The organism is Paenibacillus sp. MER 99-2 (assembly GCF_023714095.1).
Classification (GTDB): domain Bacteria; phylum Bacillota; class Bacilli; order Paenibacillales; family Paenibacillaceae; genus Paenibacillus.
On the sequence record NZ_JAMAUZ010000001.1, the window covers coordinates 73,032 to 92,718 of the forward strand.

The following is a 19,687-nucleotide window of genomic DNA, read 5'->3' on the forward strand; positions in this document are numbered from 1 at the left end:
AACACACATGGTTGCATTTCAAGGGGTATCGCTTTCTTATATAATTACATTAAGAAAACACACAACATTGAGATGAGGTGCAGCAGCAGTGAACATAAATGAATTGAAACAAAAGTTTATTGATAAGTACGGAGAAAGTGGAGCGGACATCCGTGTATTTCATGCGCCTGGTCGTGTGAATCTGATCGGTGAGCATATTGATTACAACGGCGGATATGTCCTTCCGGCAGCACTTGAATTTGGTACAACTTTGGTTATTCGGGAGCGAGAGGACAACAAGCTACAACTGGCTTCCACGAACATGTCCTACAAAGGGACGTTGACAACTTCTTCTGTTGGTGAAGAGAAAACGGGTGAATGGACGGATTATCCTGTTGGTGTCATGGTTGAGCTTGCAGGTAAAGGTGTGAAGGTAACGAAAGGGTATGACTTCCTATACCACGGTGAAATTCCAAACGGCGCAGGACTCTCATCGTCTGCCTCCTTGGAAGTTCTTACCGGATACGCGATCCAATCATTAGAGGGCGTATCCGATATTGATACCGTGCAGCTAGCACTGCTGTCGCAGAAGGCGGAGAATGAGTTTGTTGGCGTCAACTGCGGAATTATGGATCAGTTCGCTGTCGCCAACGGTGCAGAGGATCATGCGATTCTGCTGATGTGTGATACCCTTGAATACGAGAAAGTGCCTTTCCGGACAGGTTCTTATAAACTGATTATTGGTAACACGAACAAACGTCGTGGGTTGGTAGATTCGGCTTATAATGAACGCCGTTCTCAATGCGAGCAGGCACTTGCCATTTTGAAGGAACAGCTGCCTGCACTGAATTACCTGGCGCAATTGACGCCAGAGCAGTTCGTAACACTTCAGGATCAAATTACAGATGAGAAAGTGAGACAGCGTGCACAGCACGTCGTCGAAGAGAATGCACGTGTACTGGCATCGGTAGAAGCATTGCGCGAGAATGACCTCGTTACCTTCGGCAAGCTGATGAATGCTTCACATGAATCGCTTCGTTCTTTATACGAAGTAAGCTGCGAAGAACTGGATGTTATGGTGGAAGAAGCTCAGCGGATTCCAGGTACACTTGGTGCTAGGATGACGGGTGCAGGATTCGGTGGTTGCACCGTATCTCTGGTGCATGAAGATGATGTAGAACGCTTTGTTAGTGAAGTTGGGGCAGCGTATGAAGCACGTACGAGTCTCCAAGGTGAGTTTTATGTGTGCGGAGTAGGCGACGGTGTTAAAGAATTGAAGGAGGCGAAGTAAAATGGCAATTTTGGTGACAGGTGGAGCAGGATATATTGGTTCGCATACGGTAGCGGCTTTGTTGGAACGTGGTGAAGAGGTTGTTGTTCTGGATAACTTGCAAACAGGGCATCGCGAAGCATTGCTCGGCGGTAAATTGTATGAAGGGGATCTTCGTGACAAAGCAATTCTGAAGAAGCTGTTCGCAGAGAACTCGATTGACGCAGTTATTCACTTTGCAGCGAACTCTTTGGTAGGCGAGAGCATGACAGCTCCGGTTAAATACTATGACAACAATGTCTTCGGTACATTGTGCTTGCTGGAAGCTATGAACGAAGCGAATGTGCGTAAAATTGTATTCTCCTCTACAGCAGCAACCTACGGCGAGCCTGAGAAGGTGCCAATCGAAGAGAGCGACCGTACAGAACCAACCAACGTATACGGTGAAACAAAGCTCATGATGGAGCGCATGATGTCTTGGTTCGATAAAGTACAGGATATCAAGTATGTATCCCTGCGTTACTTCAATGCAGCCGGCGCTCATGACAGCGGCAAGATCGGTGAAGATCACCAACCGGAAAGTCACTTGATTCCACTCGTGTTGCAAACAGCACTGAAACAACGTTCACATATCGCTGTGTTTGGTGACGATTATGACACTGAGGATGGAACATGTATCCGTGACTACATTCACGTAAGTGATCTGGCAGATGCGCATTTGCGGGCTGTAGATTACCTTCGTAAAGGCGAGAACAGCAACGTGTTTAACCTTGGTAACGGTACAGGATTCTCAGTTAAACAAGTCATCGAAACAGCTAAGAAAGTGACTGGATTGGATATTCCGGTTGTACAAGAGCCACGTCGTGCAGGTGACCCAGCAGTTCTGGTTGCTTCGTCTGCTAAAGCAAGAACCGTGCTGGGCTGGAACCCAACACGTACCAACCTGGAAGATGTCATTCAGAGCGCTTGGGGCTGGCACCAGTCTCACCCTAATGGCTACGGGAAAAACTAGGAGGCGAATACCCATATGTCACAGACTCATAATGCAGCAGGTGCCACAGAGCGGACACCCGAGCAGCAGGAAGCACTGCATGCCATTGAACGTCTGGTTGCATTTGCTCTGCACAATAAGCTGATTGAAGAAGCAGACTGGGATTATAGCCGTAATCTCCTGCTTGAACAGTTCGGATTCTCAGAACCTTATGCTGGAACATTAGACAATTCTGTACCCCATGGTCCACAGGCCATGCTGGATACATTGATTGATTATGGATTCACAATTGGTCTTATACCTGAAAATACAGATACGTACCGTGATTTGCTGGATGCCAAAATTATGGGTCATCTTATGGCTCGTCCATCCGAAGTCGTTCGTGCTTTCCGTCATACGGATCAGACCGAAGGGATCGAGGCGGCAACCAAGCAGTTTTATGAGCTATCGATTCACTCTAACTATATCCGGATGGACCGGATCGCGAAGAACGTATACTGGACACAGGACACGGCTTACGGTGATATGGAGATTACCATTAATCTATCGAAACCGGAGAAAAGTCCGAAAGAGATCGCTATGGCAAAATTACTGCCACCACCGGTCTATCCGAAATGTCAGTTGTGTCGTGAAAATGTAGGGTATGCGGGTCGGGTGAATCACCCCGCTCGTCAAAACCTGCGTGTAATCCCGTTGGAGCTGAACGGTGAGCCTTGGTTGTTCCAATACTCGCCATATGTGTACTACAACGAGCACTGCATTATTTTCCATCATGATCATGTACCAATGAAACTGACTAAAGATACGCTGCGCAGACTGCTTGCTTTTGTTGGAGAGTACCCACATTACTTTATCGGCTCTAACGCCGATCTGCCGATCGTAGGTGGCTCAATCCTGACGCATGACCATTTCCAAGGTGGACGTCATACATTTGCGATCCAAAATGCACAGCCAGAGGCAGTATTCCGTCACGCGGATGCACCTGGTCTTACGCTGAGCCTGGTGAAATGGCCGATGTCTGTTATGCGACTGGCTTCCCATGACCCAGCAGAGTTGCTTGAAGCAGGTAACGCTGTATATGAAGCGTGGAAGGTCTACAGTGATTCCACAGTGGATATCGAAGCGTTCAGCGATGTGGACGGGGAACAGGTACCACATAACACGGTAACCCCAATCGTTCGCCGTAGTGCAGATGGTGGTTATGAGATGGATCTCGTTCTACGTAACAACCGGACGAATGATGTGCATCCTGAAGGTATTTTCCACCCGCATCGTGAGATGCACCACCTGAAGAAGGAGAATATCGGACTCATTGAAGTTATGGGTCTTGCGATTCTGCCAGGGCGTCTGAAAGAAGAGCTGGATGGTATTGCTAACATTTTGGCAGGAGACAACGAGCTTGCTGAGGCGGCACAGGCTGCGGATCATGATCTGAACAAGCATCTGCGCTGGACCGAAGAATTGAAGCAGAACCATGGCGCTAACTTAACCAAAGAAGAAGCGGTTGCGCTTGTGCAGCAACAAGTTGGTTTGAAATTTGCTGAAATTCTGGAACATGCAGGTGTGTACAAACATGATGAAGCCGGCCGTCAGGCGTTCCGTCGTTTTGTAACTAGCATGGGCTATACCGAATAACATAGACATTCCAATCTTCTTCACAAAAGAATATCTATGAAATCCAAAGCACCCGCTCAATCAGGAGCGAGTGCTTTTGGTGTTTTGCAGATCGTTTGGAATGGGATTCTCACCCATGTATAATGAGAAGAAGTGTGTAGAAGCACAATGATTATGAAGAAACGGGGACGAATAATTGGAAAAGCAGGCATTGAATATTCCATTGATTACTGACGCGAATGAATTGCAGAGCATGGTAGGAGAACCGCATGAACATGTACGGAATAAGGCAATCTCCTATGTAGATTCACATGTTCAGAATTTTGTATCCATGTCACCCTTGTTTTTCTTATCCACGTCCGATCAAGACGGGAAGAGCGATGTATCTCCTCGGGGCGATGAAGCAGGATTTGTGAAAGTATTAGACCAATTTCGTTTAGTTTACCCTGAACGTCCGGGCAATCGCCGTATTGACTCATTAATGAATATATTGTCTAACCCAGGGGTAGGTATGCTTTTCCTGATTCCAGGTATGAATGAAGTGCTGCGTATTAATGGGACAGCCTCTATTACGAAGGATGCCGAATTTATCGGAAGTATGAATTGGAACGGTAAAACGATTGGTGCGGCTGTGATTGTGGATGTGGAAGAATGCTTTATCCATTGTCCTCGTGCGTTTAAACAGGCAGGGTTGTGGGATTCTGAAACTTGGGCACAATCGGAGGATTTGCCATCCTCCAGTGAAATGTTCCGCGCACATTTGCAGATTAACGGATTGTTATAAAGTTAGCATCTATAGATTTGTTTTTCTAGATATGGGGTACTATAATGGGAGTTGCGTTACAAATATAAATCTCCAATGGAGGCGATATAGATCATGAGATCTTTTCAATTTTATAATCCAACCCGCTTGATTTTCGGTAAAGGACAACTAGAAGCATTGAAGACGGAAGTTCCGAAATACGGCAAACGGGTTTTGCTTGTATATGGTGGCGGTAGCATCAAACGTAGTGGCTTGTATGATCAAGTCATCGGCTTGCTGGGCGAAATTGGCGCGGAAGTAACTGAACTGGCAGGCGTAGAGCCTAACCCACGTCTTTCGACAGTTCACAAAGGGGTAGACCTCTGCAAAACGAATAACATTGACCTCGTACTGGCTGTCGGTGGTGGTAGTGTGCTCGACTGTGCCAAAGCGATTGCTGTTGGTGCGAAGTATGACGGCGATATGTGGGACTTTGCACAGCGTAAAGCTGTAGCACAAGATGCTCTCCCGCTTGGAACAGTGCTGACAATGGCAGCTACAGGTTCCGAGATGAACTCCGGTTCCGTTATTACGAATCAAGATACACAGGAAAAATTAGGTTGGGGCAGTGCATATTCATTCCCAGCATTCTCCATCCTTGATCCAGTCAATACATACACGGTTCCTCGTGATCAAACGGTCTATGGTATGGTTGATATGATGTCACACGTGCTGGAGCACTATTTCCATCTGGATGCCAATACACCGGTGCAACTCGGATTCTGTGAGACCATTCTTCGTACGGTAATGGATGCAGCACCTCGCCTCGTTGACGATCTGGAGAATTACGAGCTGCGTGAAACGATCCTGTACTGCGGAACGATGGCTTTGAACGGCGTTCTTAACATGGGTCTTGCAGGTGACTGGGCAACACATAACATTGAGCACGCGGTATCCGCTGTGTATGATATCCCACATGGCGGCGGACTCGCAATCCTGTTCCCGCACTGGATGAAGCATAATCTAGATGTGGACGTGGATCGCTTCAAGCGTCTGGCTATTAACGTGTTCGACGTGAACCCTGAGGGCAAATCGGATAGACAGGTAGCTGAAGAAGGTATTGATGCGCTCAGCCAATTCTGGACATCCATTGGAGCGCCTAACCGTTTGGCAGACTACGATATCGATGACAGTCAGATCGATGTAATGGCTGATAAAGCGATGTTGTTTGGACCATTTGGTAACTTCAAAAAGCTGCAACGTGAAGATGTTGTATCTATCTACAAAGCTTCTCTGTAATTGTAATTGAACAGGGAATACATGCATAATGATCTACAATTAACCGCAGGTCTCCTTCGTGGAAACCTGCGGTTTTTATTATGTTTTTACATGAGTGTGATGGGACGCTGAAGCTTGACTGAGCATTGTGAAGTATGGTGTGGAGAACATGATGATAATACCCATTATCGGCTTCTGAATACATTTGAGGAAAGATTTTGAAACATTTTGCCGATTGGTACGTATTTATTTACATGTGGAATGCCCAGTTAGAATTGAGATTGCGGCAGAGGAAAGGAGGAACGGGGAATGGAGTCAATCTATTGGGGCTGTCTTATCGGTGGAGCCATATTTGCAGTTGTGAGTCTTGTGCTAGGTGACTTAATTGACGGTTTGCTGGATGGAGCCTTTGAGTTACCTGGTATTGATTTTTTCAAACCCGTTGTGTTGGCTGGATCCATTACAGCTTTTGGTGGGGCAGGCATTATGCTGACACGTTATAGCTCGGTAAGTGCGATGACGGGTCTAATATTATCCCTGCTAATAGGTATTGCTGCAGCTATGCTGGTATTTTTCGCATATATCAAACCGATGCGTAATAGCGATGTCTCCATTGGATTTTCGATGAAGGACCTATCGGGCAAAATTGGAGAGATTACGATTCCGGTGCCGGAAAAGGGTTTTGGTGAAGTGATGATCCGTTTCGCCTCTGGCAGTACAATTCAAACGGCATCCAGTTTTGAACATCGCCCCATTGCGGCGGGAGCGCGTGTTGTTATTGTGGATGTAGTAGATGGTGTGTTGCGAGTGTCCGAATGGGAAGATGACGTACTTAATGATGTGTAAGTAAGAACAGAAGTAAGATGAATCATTCATCAATGATTAAAGGGAGAGATGTGGAATGGATTTGAATTGGGATGTATTGTTGATTCCTGTTGTCGTAGTTGGTGTAATTTTGATTCTAGGTTTGGCGTTCTGGGCAAGATACAAGACGGTTGGACCAGACGAAGCGATGATCGTTACGGGTTCATTCCTGGGAAATAAGAATATTTCTGAGGATGAGTCAGGTCGAAAAATTAAAATCGTTCGTGGTGGCGGTGCATTTATTCTGCCTGTGTTCCAGCAATCCGAGTTTATCTCACTGTTGTCTCATAAGCTGGATGTCTCCACACCAGAGGTTTACACCGAGCAGGGTGTACCGGTTATTGCAGACGGTGTCGCGATCATCAAGGTTGGAGGCGCTGTAGAGGACGTTGCTACCGCAGCCGAACAATTTATCGGTAAACCGGTAGAATCGCTTAGAGGCGAAGCACAGGAAGTATTAGAGGGGCATTTGCGGGCTATCCTCGGTACAATGACTGTAGAAGAAGTATATCGGAACCGTGATCGGTTTGCACAAGAGGTTCAAGGTGTAGCCGCAAGAGATTTGAAGAAAATGGGTCTACAGATTGTTTCATTTACGATCAAAGATGTCCGAGATAAACAAGGTTATTTGGATGCACTCGGTAAACCAAGAATTGCTGCCGTTAAGCGTGATGCTGAGATCGCAGAAGCCGAAGCAATGCGGGATGCTCGTATACAGAAGGCAAATGCGGAGGAACAAGGGCAAAAGGCAGAATTGCTACGTGATACCAATATCGCTGAAGCTGCGAAGGAAAAGGAACTGAAAGTTGCGGCATTTAAGCGGGATCAGGATACAGCCAAAGCGGAAGCCGATCAGGCATATCATATCCATGAAGCGCGTGCTAGACAAACGGTAGTAGAAGAGCAGATGAAGGTTGAATTGGTTCGTAAAGAACGCGAGATTGACTTGCAGGAAAAAGAGATTACCGTTCGTGAGAAGCAATATGATGCTGAAGTGAAGAAAAAAGCAGAAGCAGATCGTTACGCGGTAGAGCAGGCGGCGGAAGCAGACAAAGCGAAAAGAATGCGTGAAGCGGATGCCGTGCAATACTCGATTGAGACACAAGCGAAGGCAACTGCGGAACAGAAACGTCTCGAAGGTCAGGCTGTGGCAGATGCAGAGCGTGCTAAAGGTACAGCAGATGCTGAAGTTATCCGTCTGCGTGGACTTGCCGAAGCGGAAGCAAAAGAGAAGCTGGCCGAGGCTTTCCAAAAGTTTGGAGAAGCAGCCGTGCTCGATATCATTGTCAAAATGCTGCCTGAACTGGCTGGTAAAATTGCAGAGCCAATCTCGTCCATTGATAAATTGACGGTGGTAGATACGGGTAAAGGCGAAGGAGCAACACGTGTTAGTAACTATGTAACAGAACTGATGGCAACAGCTCCAGAGATGTTGAAAAGTGTGTCCGGAATCGATGTAGAGCAGTTGATTAAAGGCCTTACCAAAACCAAAACAGCTGCACCAGTTGCTGTGCAACAGAGCGATTCTGTAACGCCCCCGTCCATCGTTGATAAAATTGTGGAAAAAACGAGAACTGACGAGTAAGTATCACAGGTATTTTCAGAGGTGAGCTCTATTGACCTTGAGGCGAATTTTTGTTACTTTTTAAGCAAGATGTCCGGCGCGGTTTGCCCGCTCCGGATGTCTTTTCGTTTGTAACAGGGTGTGACTTCATTATGCCCAAGATGGTGTGAAAAAAAGAGGTGCAAACAATGAGCAGCCTGCATGTAGATAAAGCGCTAAACAATAATGTAATCATTGCACAGCATCCTGAACATGGGGAAGTCGTCGTCATTGGTAAAGGCATCGGCTTTAACCGCAAAACAAGTGACAACATCCCACTCATGGCTGTGGAGAAAATGTTCATTTTGAAGAATCAGCAGGAGCAAGAGCAGTACAAGCAGCTTCTTCCACAAGTGGATGAAGCGTTGATCGAGATTATTAACGAAGTCATTACGTATATTGCTGAACGCACGGATGTTCCATTAAATGAGCATATCCATATTGCATTAACTGATCATATTTCTTTTGCTTTGAAGCGTAAGGAACAGGGAATCGTCATTCAAAATCCATTTTTGTATGAAACACGCGAGATCTATCCGGAAGAATATCGTATGGGAGATTACGCTGTTCGTTTGATAAAAGAGAAGCTGGGCGTTGATTTGGGGATGGATGAGATCGGGTTTATTGCCCTTCATATCTATAGCGCTATGACGAACCAGAACATATCCCAAGTGCGAGAGCATTCTCAATTAATTACGGATCTCGTGAGCCTTGTCTCGAAGCAATTGGACTACTCATTTGAAACGGAATCGCTGGATTATTCCCGTTTATTAACGCATCTGCGGTTTGCTCTAGAGCGTATTCGTCGTGGAGACAAAGTCGAAGAGCTTCACAAATTGGATTCTCTTTTGAAGTTGGAATACCCTGAAATGTACTCGCTTGCATGGAAGCTGACGAAAGTGATGGAGAAAAGGCTGAATCTGCCTGTGTATCCAGCAGAAGTAGGTTATCTTACCATTCATCTTCAGCGGTTGTATCAGAGGAAAGAAGAAGAGAAGAAGTGATATATTCCCACATGTGGAATAGTTTTTGGGAATTTACCTGTAAAGGCTTGCACTGCAATTAAAGTGATGCTACAATAATTTCCGTAATCAAGCAATTGAATAACATAAGCGACGTGTTACTGACTCGATCAGGCATGAGTTATTAAAGTGTGATTGTTCTTACCTTAACCCGGGTATGCTATACCCGAAAAGGTTAGTTCGATTCCTTTATTAATTCATGCTTTTTTTGTGTCCCCTTGCTCGCACCAATACTGGAGTACAAAAAGTACGTAGCAGGCATATGGGGTTCGGCAACGCTGACCTCATTCTGACAGGATTCACAGAACCACTAGAATTCTCGTTCTTGTTTGGCCTCCGGTTGATCATTCGCAATTCAATCTCAAGATGCCAGGATGTGAAGAAGTAACCATGGAAACTACAGCGGGCGGAGGTGCGGGTTTGATAGACGACCTACCGCATAATATTCTTGCTGCATTTGGTGGACAACAAAACATCAAACATCTGGATGCATGTATTACTCGCTTGCGAATTGAAGTGAATGAGAAATCGAATGTAAATAAAGATCGTTTGAAGCAATTGGGTGCATTTGGCGTGCTAGAAGTGGGTAATAATGTACATGCCATCTTCGGTACACGTTCAGATACGATTAAATCTCAAATGCAAGACATTATCGCAGGACGTACACTTGTTCCAAATTCGGCTGCTGATGTGAAGCCAACGCCAGATGAAGAGAAGGCGCAAGGAGAGCAAGGTGAACGTATTGTTGCAGAAGATATCGTCATGCCAGCTAATGGGGAGCTGCTGGATATTACGAATGTACCTGATCCGGTATTTGCCGAGAAAATGACAGGTGACGGATTCGCAATTCTGCCACATGATGGAACGATAACATCGCCTGTGTATGGTAAAGTGTTTAATGTATTTCCAAGCAAACATGCCGTAGCCATTATGTCTAACGGTGGTAAGGAAGTGCTTGTTCATATAGGTGTTAACACGGTGAAGCTGAAAGGTCTTGGCCTCAACGTGCTTGTTCAGGAAGGAGACTTGGTATCGGCAGGACAGCCGATTATGGAAGTCGATCTGGAGTATGTGAAAGCGAACGCTCCATCGATTATCTCACCAGTCATTTTCACCAACCTGCCAGTAGGCTCTACAGTCACTCTCAAGAAGAGTGGCGTGCTGAAGATTGGCGATCAGCCAATCATTGAGATAAAATAAGAAGTGTTACGATGATGGCAAGCAAGTGTAAATATATGCAATGCCTAAAAAAACAAATTGCGAAAGTGAGATGATTGTAATGCAACAAACATTCAGAATTACAGACGAAGATGGTATCCACGCACGTCCGGCGACAGCCTTGGTAAATACAGCAAACAAATTCAAAGGTGCAGAATCCTTTGCAGAAGCTAACGGTAAAAAAGTAACATTGAAATCCATCCTGGGCGTTCTTTCCCTTGGTTTGGAGCAAGGTGACACAATCAGCATCATCGTTGAAGGTGAAGGCGAAGCAGAAGCGCTTCAAGCTTTGACTGACGTTATGGTTAACGAAGGGCTGGGCGAAATTAATGCTTAATGTTTCCGGGATCGCGGCTTCGGCGGGTATTGCTATCGCCAAGGCGTTTATCTTGGAGCATCCTGATTACTCTGTAGAAAAACGCCAAATTAACGACGTTGACGCAGAGATCGCGAAACTCGACTCAGCTCTGGGTAAATCCCAGGCTGAGCTTGAGGCGATCAAAGAGCGTACTTTACAAGAGCTTGGCGAGAAAAAAGCTGAGATTTTTGCTTCGCATTTGCTCATTCTGAATGACCCGGAATTGATAGATCCGGTTAAAGCTAGTATTGCCGATAACATGATTAATGCAGAATATGCATTGAATGAAACGGCATCTCAATTTATCTCCATGTTCGAGAACATGAAGAGTGCATATCTTCAAGAACGTGCAGCAGATATGCGCGACGTTACCAAACGTGTGCTAAATCACTTGCTTGGTATCGACTTCATGAGTCCGGCTGAGATCAATGAAGAAGTGATCGTGCTTGCGGAGGATCTGACTCCTTCCGACACGGCTCAACTGAATCGCCAATTCGTTAAAGGTTTTGCAACAAACATTGGTGGACGTACTTCTCACTCCGCAATCATGGCGCGCTCGCTTGAAATCCCAGCTGTCGTTGGAACAAAAGACATTCTGGCTCAAGCGAAACAAGGCGATCTGATTATTGTGGACGGGCTGGATGGTCATGTCTTGGTTAATCCTACAGACGAGGTTGTTGCTGAATACCGCGCCAAACAGGAGCAGTATGACGCACAACGTGCGGAGTGGAGAAAACTGCGTGACGAGCCAACCGTAACTGTGGATAACGTTCATGTGGAACTCGCAGCAAATATTGGTACTCCGAATGATGTTGCTGGCGTTCTAGAGAACGGTGGAGAAGCTGTAGGTCTGTATCGTACTGAGTTCTTGTACATGGGCAGAGACAAACTTCCTTCTGAGGACATCCAGTATAATGCTTACAAAGCTGTATTGGAAAAAATGGAAGGCAAACCTGTCGTTGTTCGTACACTCGATATCGGTGGAGACAAAGAGCTTCCATACCTGGATCTGCCAAAAGAAATGAACCCATTCCTCGGCTTCCGCGCAGTTCGTCTGTGTCTGGATCGCCTGGATATCTTCCGTACACAATTGCGTGCATTGTTGCGTGCAAGCGTGCATGGTAACTTGCGTGTCATGTTCCCAATGATCGCAACACTGGGTGAATTCCGTGAAGCAAAAGCTGTCCTGCTCGAAGAGAAGGAGGAGCTCGTTGCTGAAGGTATCGCAGTTTCAGACAGCATCCAACTTGGAATCATGGTCGAAATTCCTTCGACTGCAGTTCTCGCGGATCAGTTTGCTAAAGAAGTGGATTTCTTCAGTATCGGAACGAACGATCTGATTCAATACACGATGGCTGCTGACCGTATGAACGAACGTGTATCTTACCTGTATCAACCATACAACCCTGCGATCTTGCGCTTGGTTAAAATGGTCATTGATGCAGCTCACCGCGAAGGAAAATGGGTTGGCATGTGTGGAGAAATGGCGGGAGACGAAACCGCTATTCCATTGCTGCTCGGTCTTGGACTCGATGAGTTCAGCATGAGCGCAACATCCATTCTGCCAGCACGTAGCCAAATCACGAAATTGTCCCGTGCGGACATGCAGGAATTGGCTGCAAAAGCATTGGATATGCAAACGGCTGAACAAGTCGTTGAATTGGTTCAAAGCATTCAAGCGTAATTTTGCCGGGGTTTCCTCCGGAGCTTAAAGGTCTTCTTTTTCCGATTAAAGCTGCTACTAGCAGCATGTTGCCGGTATCTACTTAACCAGTGGATACCGGCTTTTTTTGATTTAAGCAGGGAATTGTTGCGTTGGAGGTTAGTCTGGATTTAAACCTCAGTCTGAAAACTGAAGGGGACTGTATTCTTGAAATTGCGAGTTGGGACTTTTTAGTGCATGAATACGGAATGCGTCCTTCATAAGCTAAACTGTGCCTTTTGTAAGGGAGAGAGCTAAGTGCGGTGTAGATGTAGATGTAGATGTAGATGTAGGTGCCAAGATAACTGGTCTAGAGTGACAGGTGCTGAAAATTAAGTGTAAATGTTGAGAGCTAATGGCAAGACCAAGTGCAAGTGCAAGGCCAAGTACAAGTACAAGTGCAAGTGCAAGTGCAAGTGCAAGTGCAAGTGCAGGAGCCGGAGTAGGTGCTAAGAGTTAAAAGTGCTGATAGCTAGGCTAAGTTCCGAGAACCGAGAACCGAGAACCAAGAACCAAGAACCAAGAACCAAGAACCAAGAACCAAGAACCAAGAACCAAGAACCAACTGCAAGTTCAAGTGCTAAGAGCAAAAGTGCGAATAGTTAAGAGTTAAAGCTAAGTGCTAAGTGCTAAGTGTTGAGTGCAAGTTCCAAGTTCTAGGTTCCAAGCATGAACTACTAGGAGGTGAGTAATAGGCTCTCAGCTCTAAAGAATCTGAGACGCCTTATTCTGGGGTTTGAAGCGCCCTCAGAAATTTAAAGAACCTGTGACACGTTATTTCGGAGAATATAAGCTGTTTTTCATTATAATGGCGGGAATTTCGGGGAATAACGTGTCTGGTGTTCCTAAGAATTGAAAAAGTAAGCCTGGAGACCAAATAAAGTGTCATGGATTCCTCAGAACATCTTCTGGGTCAGCGCTATCCGTCACAGGCATCAATCAATATGGAGTTTCGGCAACTACGACGAACGCCACCATGTGATTCGTAAGCGAATCTAGACTCCAGCACTATAGACTCCGCCAAAGGTTTGTTACAGTTTACTTGAGTTCAAGAAATGTTTTAACAGAAATGTGGCGCTAAACAATAGTAACCGTAAGAAGGGAAAAACAATTGAGCAGCACCAATAGTAACCGTAAGAAGGGGAAAGCAATAGAGCGGCTCAATAGTAACCGTAAGAAGGGGAAGAACAATTGAGCACCAACAATGGCGCACGTAAAAGAAAAGCAACACAAAAGCTCTTGCGGATGTCCAATCCCGCAAGAGCTTTTGTGAGAACAATGATTTACTCAGGGTACATTCTATAACCCGAAAGGAGCAGGTTTTGCCGAATTATCGTTCCGTAAGCAGCAGATTGTGCCACATTTTCGTTCCAAGCCAGGAAGCTTACTCACAAGCGTATCGGCTAAGTCAAGAGATCGTGACGAAGGCGCAGTATGGCGGAAAGGCAGTGAGAATTTCCTGAGAATTTTCTAAGATGCTACTGGGAAGCCACTGAAAAGCCACTGAAAAGCCACTGAAAAGCCACTGAGAAAACTCACCGAAAACTCACTGAAAGATACCCTCAAGTGTGATTACACACAAATTCAAGTAAGATTCAAGAACGTCCTAACTGCAAGCACAGTTCAATACAGGTTTACGAGCAGCGGTTGTTTCGTCCAGACGAGTTACCGGTGTGCCGTAAGGGGCGTTAAGAACTAATTCAGGTGTTTCTTCCGCTTCCTTCGCAATGCGGATCATCGTATCGATGAATCCATCAAGCGTTTCTTTGCTTTCGGTCTCGGTAGGCTCAATCATGATGCATTCCTCCACATTGAGTGGGAAATACACAGTTGGTGGATGATAGCCAAAATCAAGCAACCGTTTGGCAACGTCCAATGTCCGAACACCATATTGCTTCAACCCGCGGCCGGACATCACAAATTCATGTTTACATACACCTGGATATGGAATCTCATAATATGGTGCCAGTCGTGCCATCATGTAATTTGCATTAAGCACAGCACATTCGGATACACGTCGAAGTCCCTCAGGGCCATATGTGCGCATGTAAGCATAAGCACGTACCAAGATGCCAAAGTTGCCATAGTACGCTTTGACACGTCCAATGGATTGATCGCCTTCATAATCCAGAGCATAAAGGCCTTGATCGTTTTTGATTACCATCGGTTTAGGCAGGTACGGCACGAGACGGCTTTTCACACCGACAGGGCCAGCACCAGGGCCACCACCACCATGTGGGGTACTCATCGTTTTGTGCAAGTTCAGATGTACGACATCGAAGCCCATGTCTCCCGGACGGGTAATGCCCATAATGGCATTGGAATTAGCACCATCATAATACAACAATCCGCCTGCCTCATGCACAATGGAAGCAATCTCCTGGATATCCTTCTCGAACAGACCAAGCGTATTAGGATTGGTAAGCATTAATGCAGCCGTGTCATTACCCACTGCCCCGCGGAGTGCATCCAGGTCAACAAGACCATCAGCACGGGAAGGAATGGTTACAGTTTCGAACCCGGCAACTGTTGCACTAGCTGGATTTGTACCATGGGATGAATCAGGCACGATGACTTTGGTACGTACTTCACCACGACTTTCATGGTAGGCTCGAATCATCATGAGCCCCGTCCATTCGCCATGTGCGCCGGCAGCTGGTTGTAGAGTCACGGCATCCATGCCGGTCAGACCAGCAAGGTCATTTTGCAGCGTATACAGCAGCTCAAGAGCACCTTGAACACTAGACTCATGCTGATATGGGTGGATTTTGGCGAATCCACTGTAGCGTGCAACATCCTCATTGATTTTGGGATTGTATTTCATCGTGCAGGAGCCGAGCGGGTAAAACCCGTTATCTACGCCGAAGTTACGAAGGGAGAGAGCTGTATAGTGACGAATGACATCGACTTCAAATACTTCTGGTAACGCAGCCGCTTCTGCCCGCAGCATTTCCCGGGGAATCAAAGCTCCGGGATCTTGGCGAGGCACATCACATTCTGGTAGGGAATAAGCCACACGTCCAGGGCTGCTCAGTTCAAATATGAGTGTTTGCTCAGGAGCGGGAGATGCTGTCGATGCTGAACTCTTTGATTCTGTGTCGGTGCTTAGCGAAGATGTACTAGAATGCGTTAACTCGGTTTGTCCTGTTGCTGTCTTCGTTTCTTGAGTCACAACGATCCCTCCAATGCTCGTGCGAATTCGTCAATTTCTTCCTTGGTGCGTCGCTCCGTTACTGCGAGTAACATATGTCCAGCAAGTTCAGGATAATCCCGACCGAGTTCGTATCCACCGATAAAACCTTTATCCAGCAACTCTAGTTGCAGGGCATCGACGTTTGTTCCTTCAGGCAACTGAATGACAAACTCGTTAAACGTTGGTGCGTTGAAGGTTGCTTTTACACCAGGTATAGCTTTGAACACTTCAAGTGCATAATGACTCTTCTGCAAATTGAGATCCGCTACATCGATCATGCCCTGTCTTCCCATTGTAGACATGTATACGGATGCGCTCAGTGCAAGCAATGCTTGGTTGGAACAAATGTTAGACGTCGCCTTTTCCCGGCGGATATGCTGTTCGCGTGCCTGTAGTGTTAGTACGAAGCCACGTTTGCCGTTACGGTCAGTCGTCTGACCTACAATTCGACCAGGAATACGGCGCATATGAGCCTGTGATACAGCAAAATATCCACATGTTGGTCCGCCGAGAGATGCGGCGATCCCCAAAGGTTGAGCGTCACCGACAACAATGTCAGCGCCAAGCTTCCCAGGAGCCTCTAACAATCCTAGTGAAAGTGGATTCGCACTTACTACAAGCAGGCTTTTGTGTGCATGAGCTAGGTCAGCTGCTTGCTGGATAGGTTCAATGGCACCGAAGAAGTTTGGGCTTTGAATCATGACTGCTGCCGTGTCTTCCGAGATGGCGGCTTGTAAGGCATCCCAGTCAGTTACGCCATTTTGATACCCGATCTCGACGATCTCCAGACTTAGACCATGAGCATAGGCTTTCAGTACCTGACGTGCTTCCGGATGAACGGTACGAGATACGATCAATTGTTTACGGCGAGTAGCTGCTGCTGCCAAATTCCCTGCTTCTGCAAAAGCGGTGGCACCGTCATACATACTTGCATTGGCAACGGCCATGCCTGTCAATTCGCAGATGTATGATTGAAACTCAAATATCGCTTGAAGCTCGCCTTGACTAATTTCAGGTTGGTACGGTGTATATGCAGTATAGAATTCCGAACGGGAGATCACATGATTGATGACAGAAGGTATATGGTGGTCGTAGATGCCTGCACCCAGAAAACTTGCGTGTGTCTCGAAGTTGGCATTGGCACCAGCTTGTTTGGACATATGACGCGTAAGTGCATATTCATCTAGCCGAGAGGATACGGGTAACTCACCCTGATAACGAATCTCCTGCGGGATATCTCGGAAGAGGTCTTCGATCGTTTCCACACCAACTGTTGCCAGCATAGCGCTCTGATCCTGCTCGGTCATAGGAATGTAACGGTGCTTGGTCATGCTTGATCAGCTCCTTGAGTAGGTGTCTTAGGCGTGCGTGTCCGTTTATGAAAAGGGGTCTTTACGACCTCGGCTTTTAGCTTTTTGCCGCGAATCTCAATCTCCAGTGGCGTACCTAGTGCAGCATATTTGCTGTCAATAAGGGCTAGCCCAAGATTCCTTTTTAGCGTAGGTGATTGTGTGCCTGTCGTTACTTCACCAATCTGTACACCATCTGCGTAGAGAGGGTAATGGGGACGTGGAATCCCGCGCTCCAGCACTTCGATGCCGACTAATTTGCGAGCAGTCCCGTCATTTTTTTGCTGTGATAAAACGTCGTGTCCGATAAAAGGTCCGGAATTCAGTTTCACAAACATGCCAACACCTGCCTCCAGCGGGGAGATCGTGGGTGACAGTTCCTGCCCGTACAATGGCAATTTTGCCTCAAAGCGCAGGGTGTCCCGTGCACCAAGTCCAGCCGGAACCAATCCGTGTTCTTCCCCTGCCTGCATCAATCCATTCCACACTGTAGCTGCGTGATCTGCTGGAACATACAGCTCAAAGCCATCTTCGCCGGTATATCCAGTGCGGGATAACAGCAATTTTACACCGCATACTTCCGTATCCTGTACAAAACGAAACAGCTCAATGGTAGCTACATCAATGTCCGTAACTTTTTGGAGAATATCAACAGACAATGGACCTTGCAGTGCTAGAAGAGCAGTCTGCTTGGAGTCATTTGTCATGGTTACCCCAGGGGCGAGATGTTCCACTAGCCATGCCCAATCCTTATCGATGTTGGAGGCATTAACAACTAACATATAGTGCTGTTCCTCCAGTTTATACACCAGTAGATCATCGACCACACCGCCATCGGGATAACACATCAACGTATATTGTGCCTGACCCGGAACAAGTGCGGTTACGTCATTGGTGGTCATGTGCTGCAAAAAAGCCTCCGCTTGTTCACCTTGTACGGTGAATTCGCCCATATGGGATACATCAAACAGCCCTGCACGTTCACGAACTGCTTCGTGTTCCTTCTGAATTCCGCTAAACTGTACCGGAAGCTCCCAGCCACCAAAGTCAATGCAACGTACGCCTTCGTACTGTTGATATAAGGGAAAGAGTGGAGTTCTAAGTAAATCGGACATCAAATCACCTCTTCATTAGCCGTCAAGCGGCTGAATGTGCTGCATATGGATTAATGTTGAATAGGCATGATCGTTATTAGAGTGGTATAAGTATTTTGAGTAATGAATATAAATCGTACGTAAAATCGTACTTCTGAGATCCGGTTATGCTGCACGGTTTGGTTGCTGTGTTTATCTTTTTTGGGAAAAAGGAAAAGGACAGGCCAAAGAAACTGCATGCCAGAAGCACGCTGTATTCTTAGGCTCTGTCCTTGGTACCTGAGAGTTACCCCGCCGCCAATGCAGCAGGTTTCCCCTTGGGTGATCTTAACGCCCGTACCGGGCGGGTAGATGCTCTCCAGAGTTGCGTCCCGTAAAAGTCCTTTTGCCTGAGAGATTCACCGCCCGCTTGTCGGGTGGTTTACTCCTTCGGCGTTACCGCATGAACATCCAGATCCAGATGCTTGGGTAATCTCTCCCTTTACATTCATCCGCGATATTGCACACAACGAAAACAGTTTTACTCCTTTCATTAATACGCGAATTGCCTGCTGATGTCAAGAACAATGTCATCTGATTTCAAAGAAAGACGAATAATTTAAGCTTATATGCAATTTAATGTTCGTTTAAATAAAAAGAGTGCGCTTACTATTCCAATAATAACTAGTATATGTAAGTTCGTATTTAGATGATCTCGCTTTTGATCAGAAAATATGAACAAATTGTAAGGTATCTTGACATTTGATTCGAAAATATCATACGCTATGTTCTGGGGAAAGGGATTTGGCCAAAGAACGCATGCACTCATTAATGAAAAGCGAGGCGGATATCGATGAGCGAATTGAAAAGTGATTTCCTGTACAGTGAAGAGCACGAATGGGTGCAGACCGTAGGGGAGGATACTGTACGTATTGGTATTACCGAGTTCGCACAGCATCAGCTGGGTGACATTGTGTTTGTTGAATTGCCTGATCTTGAATCCAGTGTACAAGCGGAAGAAAGTATTGGTACGATTGAATCCGTCAAAACGGTTTCGGATTTATTTTCACCTGTGAGTGGCTCCATTATTGCGATCAATGATGCGTTGCAAGACTCACCAGAGCTTGTGAATAGCTCTCCTTATGAAGAAGGATGGATGATTGAGATCCGGGTGGATGGCGATTTGAGTGTAGCCTTATCCAAGCTGATGAACGCGGATGCTTATCGCAAACACACGGAAGAATAATATGTTCTGAAATGGACTTATTAACATATGTTTGAATCGATTTCATAATATCTTATTTGGTGCTGCAAACGCAGCCAGATATAGATCAAAAATCAACCTTTAGTGGTTATAAATGGACTCATTTAATAACATATAGAGTGTTGCTTTATATCATTTTAACCTGTGTGAGCCAGATGCTTGCACAG

Annotated in this window: 14 protein-coding genes, 1 pseudogene and 2 riboswitches; of the genes and pseudogenes, 12 read left to right on the forward strand and 3 right to left on the reverse strand. The window is 46.2% G+C overall.

What is annotated here, in order from left to right:
- Positions 1–88 precede the first annotated feature (88 nt).
- The 11 genes and pseudogenes from M3636_RS00370 to ptsP all read left to right on the forward strand — a co-directional run bounded on the left by M3636_RS00370 (position 89) and on the right by ptsP (position 12,623).
- Complete coding sequence (locus M3636_RS00370; RefSeq protein ID WP_251380921.1) at positions 89–1,270, forward strand: galactokinase; 1,182 nt, start codon at positions 89–91, stop codon at positions 1,268–1,270.
- A 1-nt stretch (position 1,271) separates the two neighbouring features.
- The gene (galE, locus tag M3636_RS00375) at positions 1,272–2,261 is read left to right on the forward strand and encodes a UDP-glucose 4-epimerase GalE (protein WP_145046926.1); all 990 of its coding nucleotides are present in this window, start codon (positions 1,272–1,274) and stop codon (positions 2,259–2,261) included.
- Positions 2,262–2,276: 15 nt separating this feature from the next.
- A complete protein-coding gene (locus M3636_RS00380; protein WP_251380922.1) occupies positions 2,277–3,875 on the forward strand; it encodes a UDP-glucose--hexose-1-phosphate uridylyltransferase in 1,599 nt (532 codons plus the stop codon).
- A gap of 175 nt (positions 3,876–4,050) precedes the next feature.
- Entirely contained in the window at positions 4,051–4,638 is a 588-nt protein-coding gene (locus M3636_RS00385; RefSeq protein WP_251380923.1) for an MSMEG_1061 family FMN-dependent PPOX-type flavoprotein, read from the forward strand.
- A gap of 93 nt (positions 4,639–4,731) precedes the next feature.
- Positions 4,732–5,895, forward strand: a complete 1,164-nt coding sequence (locus tag M3636_RS00390) for an iron-containing alcohol dehydrogenase (RefSeq protein ID WP_251380924.1) — start codon at positions 4,732–4,734, stop codon at positions 5,893–5,895.
- A gap of 288 nt (positions 5,896–6,183) precedes the next feature.
- A complete protein-coding gene (locus tag M3636_RS00395) occupies positions 6,184–6,720 on the forward strand; it encodes an NfeD family membrane protein (protein ID WP_128103236.1) in 537 nt (178 codons plus the stop codon).
- Positions 6,721–6,775: 55 nt separating this feature from the next.
- Positions 6,776–8,323 carry a flotillin lipid rafts scaffold protein FloT gene (locus M3636_RS00400; protein WP_145408169.1) on the forward strand — a complete coding sequence of 516 codons (1,548 nt, stop codon included), beginning with the start codon at positions 6,776–6,778 and terminating at the stop codon, positions 8,321–8,323.
- Positions 8,324–8,490: 167 nt separating this feature from the next.
- Positions 8,491–9,345 carry a glucose PTS transporter transcription antiterminator GlcT gene (gene glcT / locus M3636_RS00405; RefSeq protein ID WP_251380925.1) on the forward strand — a complete coding sequence of 285 codons (855 nt, stop codon included), beginning with the start codon at positions 8,491–8,493 and terminating at the stop codon, positions 9,343–9,345.
- A gap of 254 nt (positions 9,346–9,599) precedes the next feature.
- Positions 9,600–10,563 (forward strand): annotated as a pseudogene (locus M3636_RS00410) (glucose PTS transporter subunit IIA); the annotation flags it as partial.
- A gap of 79 nt (positions 10,564–10,642) precedes the next feature.
- Positions 10,643–10,918, forward strand: coding sequence for an HPr family phosphocarrier protein (locus M3636_RS00415; protein WP_036617010.1), 276 nt, complete (start codon positions 10,643–10,645; stop codon positions 10,916–10,918).
- Positions 10,911–12,623 (forward strand): phosphoenolpyruvate--protein phosphotransferase, encoded by a 1,713-nt coding sequence (ptsP, locus tag M3636_RS00420; RefSeq protein WP_251380926.1) that lies wholly within the window; start codon positions 10,911–10,913, stop codon positions 12,621–12,623. Before M3636_RS00415 ends, ptsP begins: the two co-directional genes overlap by 8 nt.
- A gap of 1,624 nt (positions 12,624–14,247) precedes the next feature.
- Here ptsP and gcvPB read toward each other — a convergent pair.
- The 3 genes from gcvPB to gcvT form a co-directional block, all read right to left on the reverse strand.
- Complete coding sequence (gene gcvPB / locus M3636_RS00425) at positions 14,248–15,684, reverse strand: aminomethyl-transferring glycine dehydrogenase subunit GcvPB (RefSeq protein ID WP_251382459.1); 1,437 nt, start codon at positions 15,682–15,684, stop codon at positions 14,248–14,250.
- 125 nt (positions 15,685–15,809) lie between these two features.
- Complete coding sequence (gene gcvPA / locus M3636_RS00430) at positions 15,810–17,165, reverse strand: aminomethyl-transferring glycine dehydrogenase subunit GcvPA (RefSeq protein WP_251380927.1); 1,356 nt, start codon at positions 17,163–17,165, stop codon at positions 15,810–15,812.
- Positions 17,162–18,298: a glycine cleavage system aminomethyltransferase GcvT gene (gcvT, locus tag M3636_RS00435; RefSeq protein WP_251380928.1), complete on the reverse strand. Its 1,137-nt coding sequence runs from the start codon at positions 18,296–18,298 to the stop codon at positions 17,162–17,164. The genes gcvPA and gcvT overlap by 4 nt, the downstream gene beginning before the upstream one ends.
- 243 nt (positions 18,299–18,541) lie before the next feature.
- Positions 18,542–18,641: riboswitch (glycine riboswitch) on the reverse strand.
- Between the two features lie 3 nt (positions 18,642–18,644).
- A riboswitch (glycine riboswitch) is annotated at positions 18,645–18,768 on the reverse strand.
- A 341-nt stretch (positions 18,769–19,109) separates the two neighbouring features.
- Between gcvT and gcvH the strand changes: the two genes are divergently transcribed.
- Entirely contained in the window at positions 19,110–19,502 is a 393-nt protein-coding gene (gene gcvH / locus M3636_RS00440) for a glycine cleavage system protein GcvH (RefSeq protein ID WP_128103230.1), read from the forward strand.
- Positions 19,503–19,687: the final 185 nt, after the last annotated feature.

Excerpts from the sequence above, each read along its gene's own strand:
- ptsP (WP_251380926.1), top strand. The coding sequence starts at position 10,911 with ATGCTTAATGTTTCCGGGATCGCGGCTTCGGCGGGTATTGCTATCGCC.
- galE (WP_145046926.1), top strand. The coding sequence starts at position 1,272 with ATGGCAATTTTGGTGACAGGTGGAGCAGGATATATTGGTTCGCATACG.
- M3636_RS00390 (WP_251380924.1), top strand. The coding sequence starts at position 4,732 with ATGAGATCTTTTCAATTTTATAATCCAACCCGCTTGATTTTCGGTAAA.
- gcvPA (WP_251380927.1), bottom strand. The coding sequence starts at position 17,165 with ATGACCAAGCACCGTTACATTCCTATGACCGAGCAGGATCAGAGCGCT.
- glcT (WP_251380925.1), top strand. The coding sequence starts at position 8,491 with ATGAGCAGCCTGCATGTAGATAAAGCGCTAAACAATAATGTAATCATT.
- M3636_RS00400 (WP_145408169.1), top strand. The coding sequence starts at position 6,776 with ATGGATTTGAATTGGGATGTATTGTTGATTCCTGTTGTCGTAGTTGGT.
- gcvH (WP_128103230.1), top strand. The coding sequence starts at position 19,110 with ATGAGCGAATTGAAAAGTGATTTCCTGTACAGTGAAGAGCACGAATGG.
- M3636_RS00380 (WP_251380922.1), top strand. The coding sequence starts at position 2,277 with ATGTCACAGACTCATAATGCAGCAGGTGCCACAGAGCGGACACCCGAG.
- M3636_RS00395 (WP_128103236.1), top strand. The coding sequence starts at position 6,184 with ATGGAGTCAATCTATTGGGGCTGTCTTATCGGTGGAGCCATATTTGCA.
- gcvT (WP_251380928.1), bottom strand. The coding sequence starts at position 18,298 with ATGTCCGATTTACTTAGAACTCCACTCTTTCCCTTATATCAACAGTAC.
- M3636_RS00415 (WP_036617010.1), top strand. The coding sequence starts at position 10,643 with ATGCAACAAACATTCAGAATTACAGACGAAGATGGTATCCACGCACGT.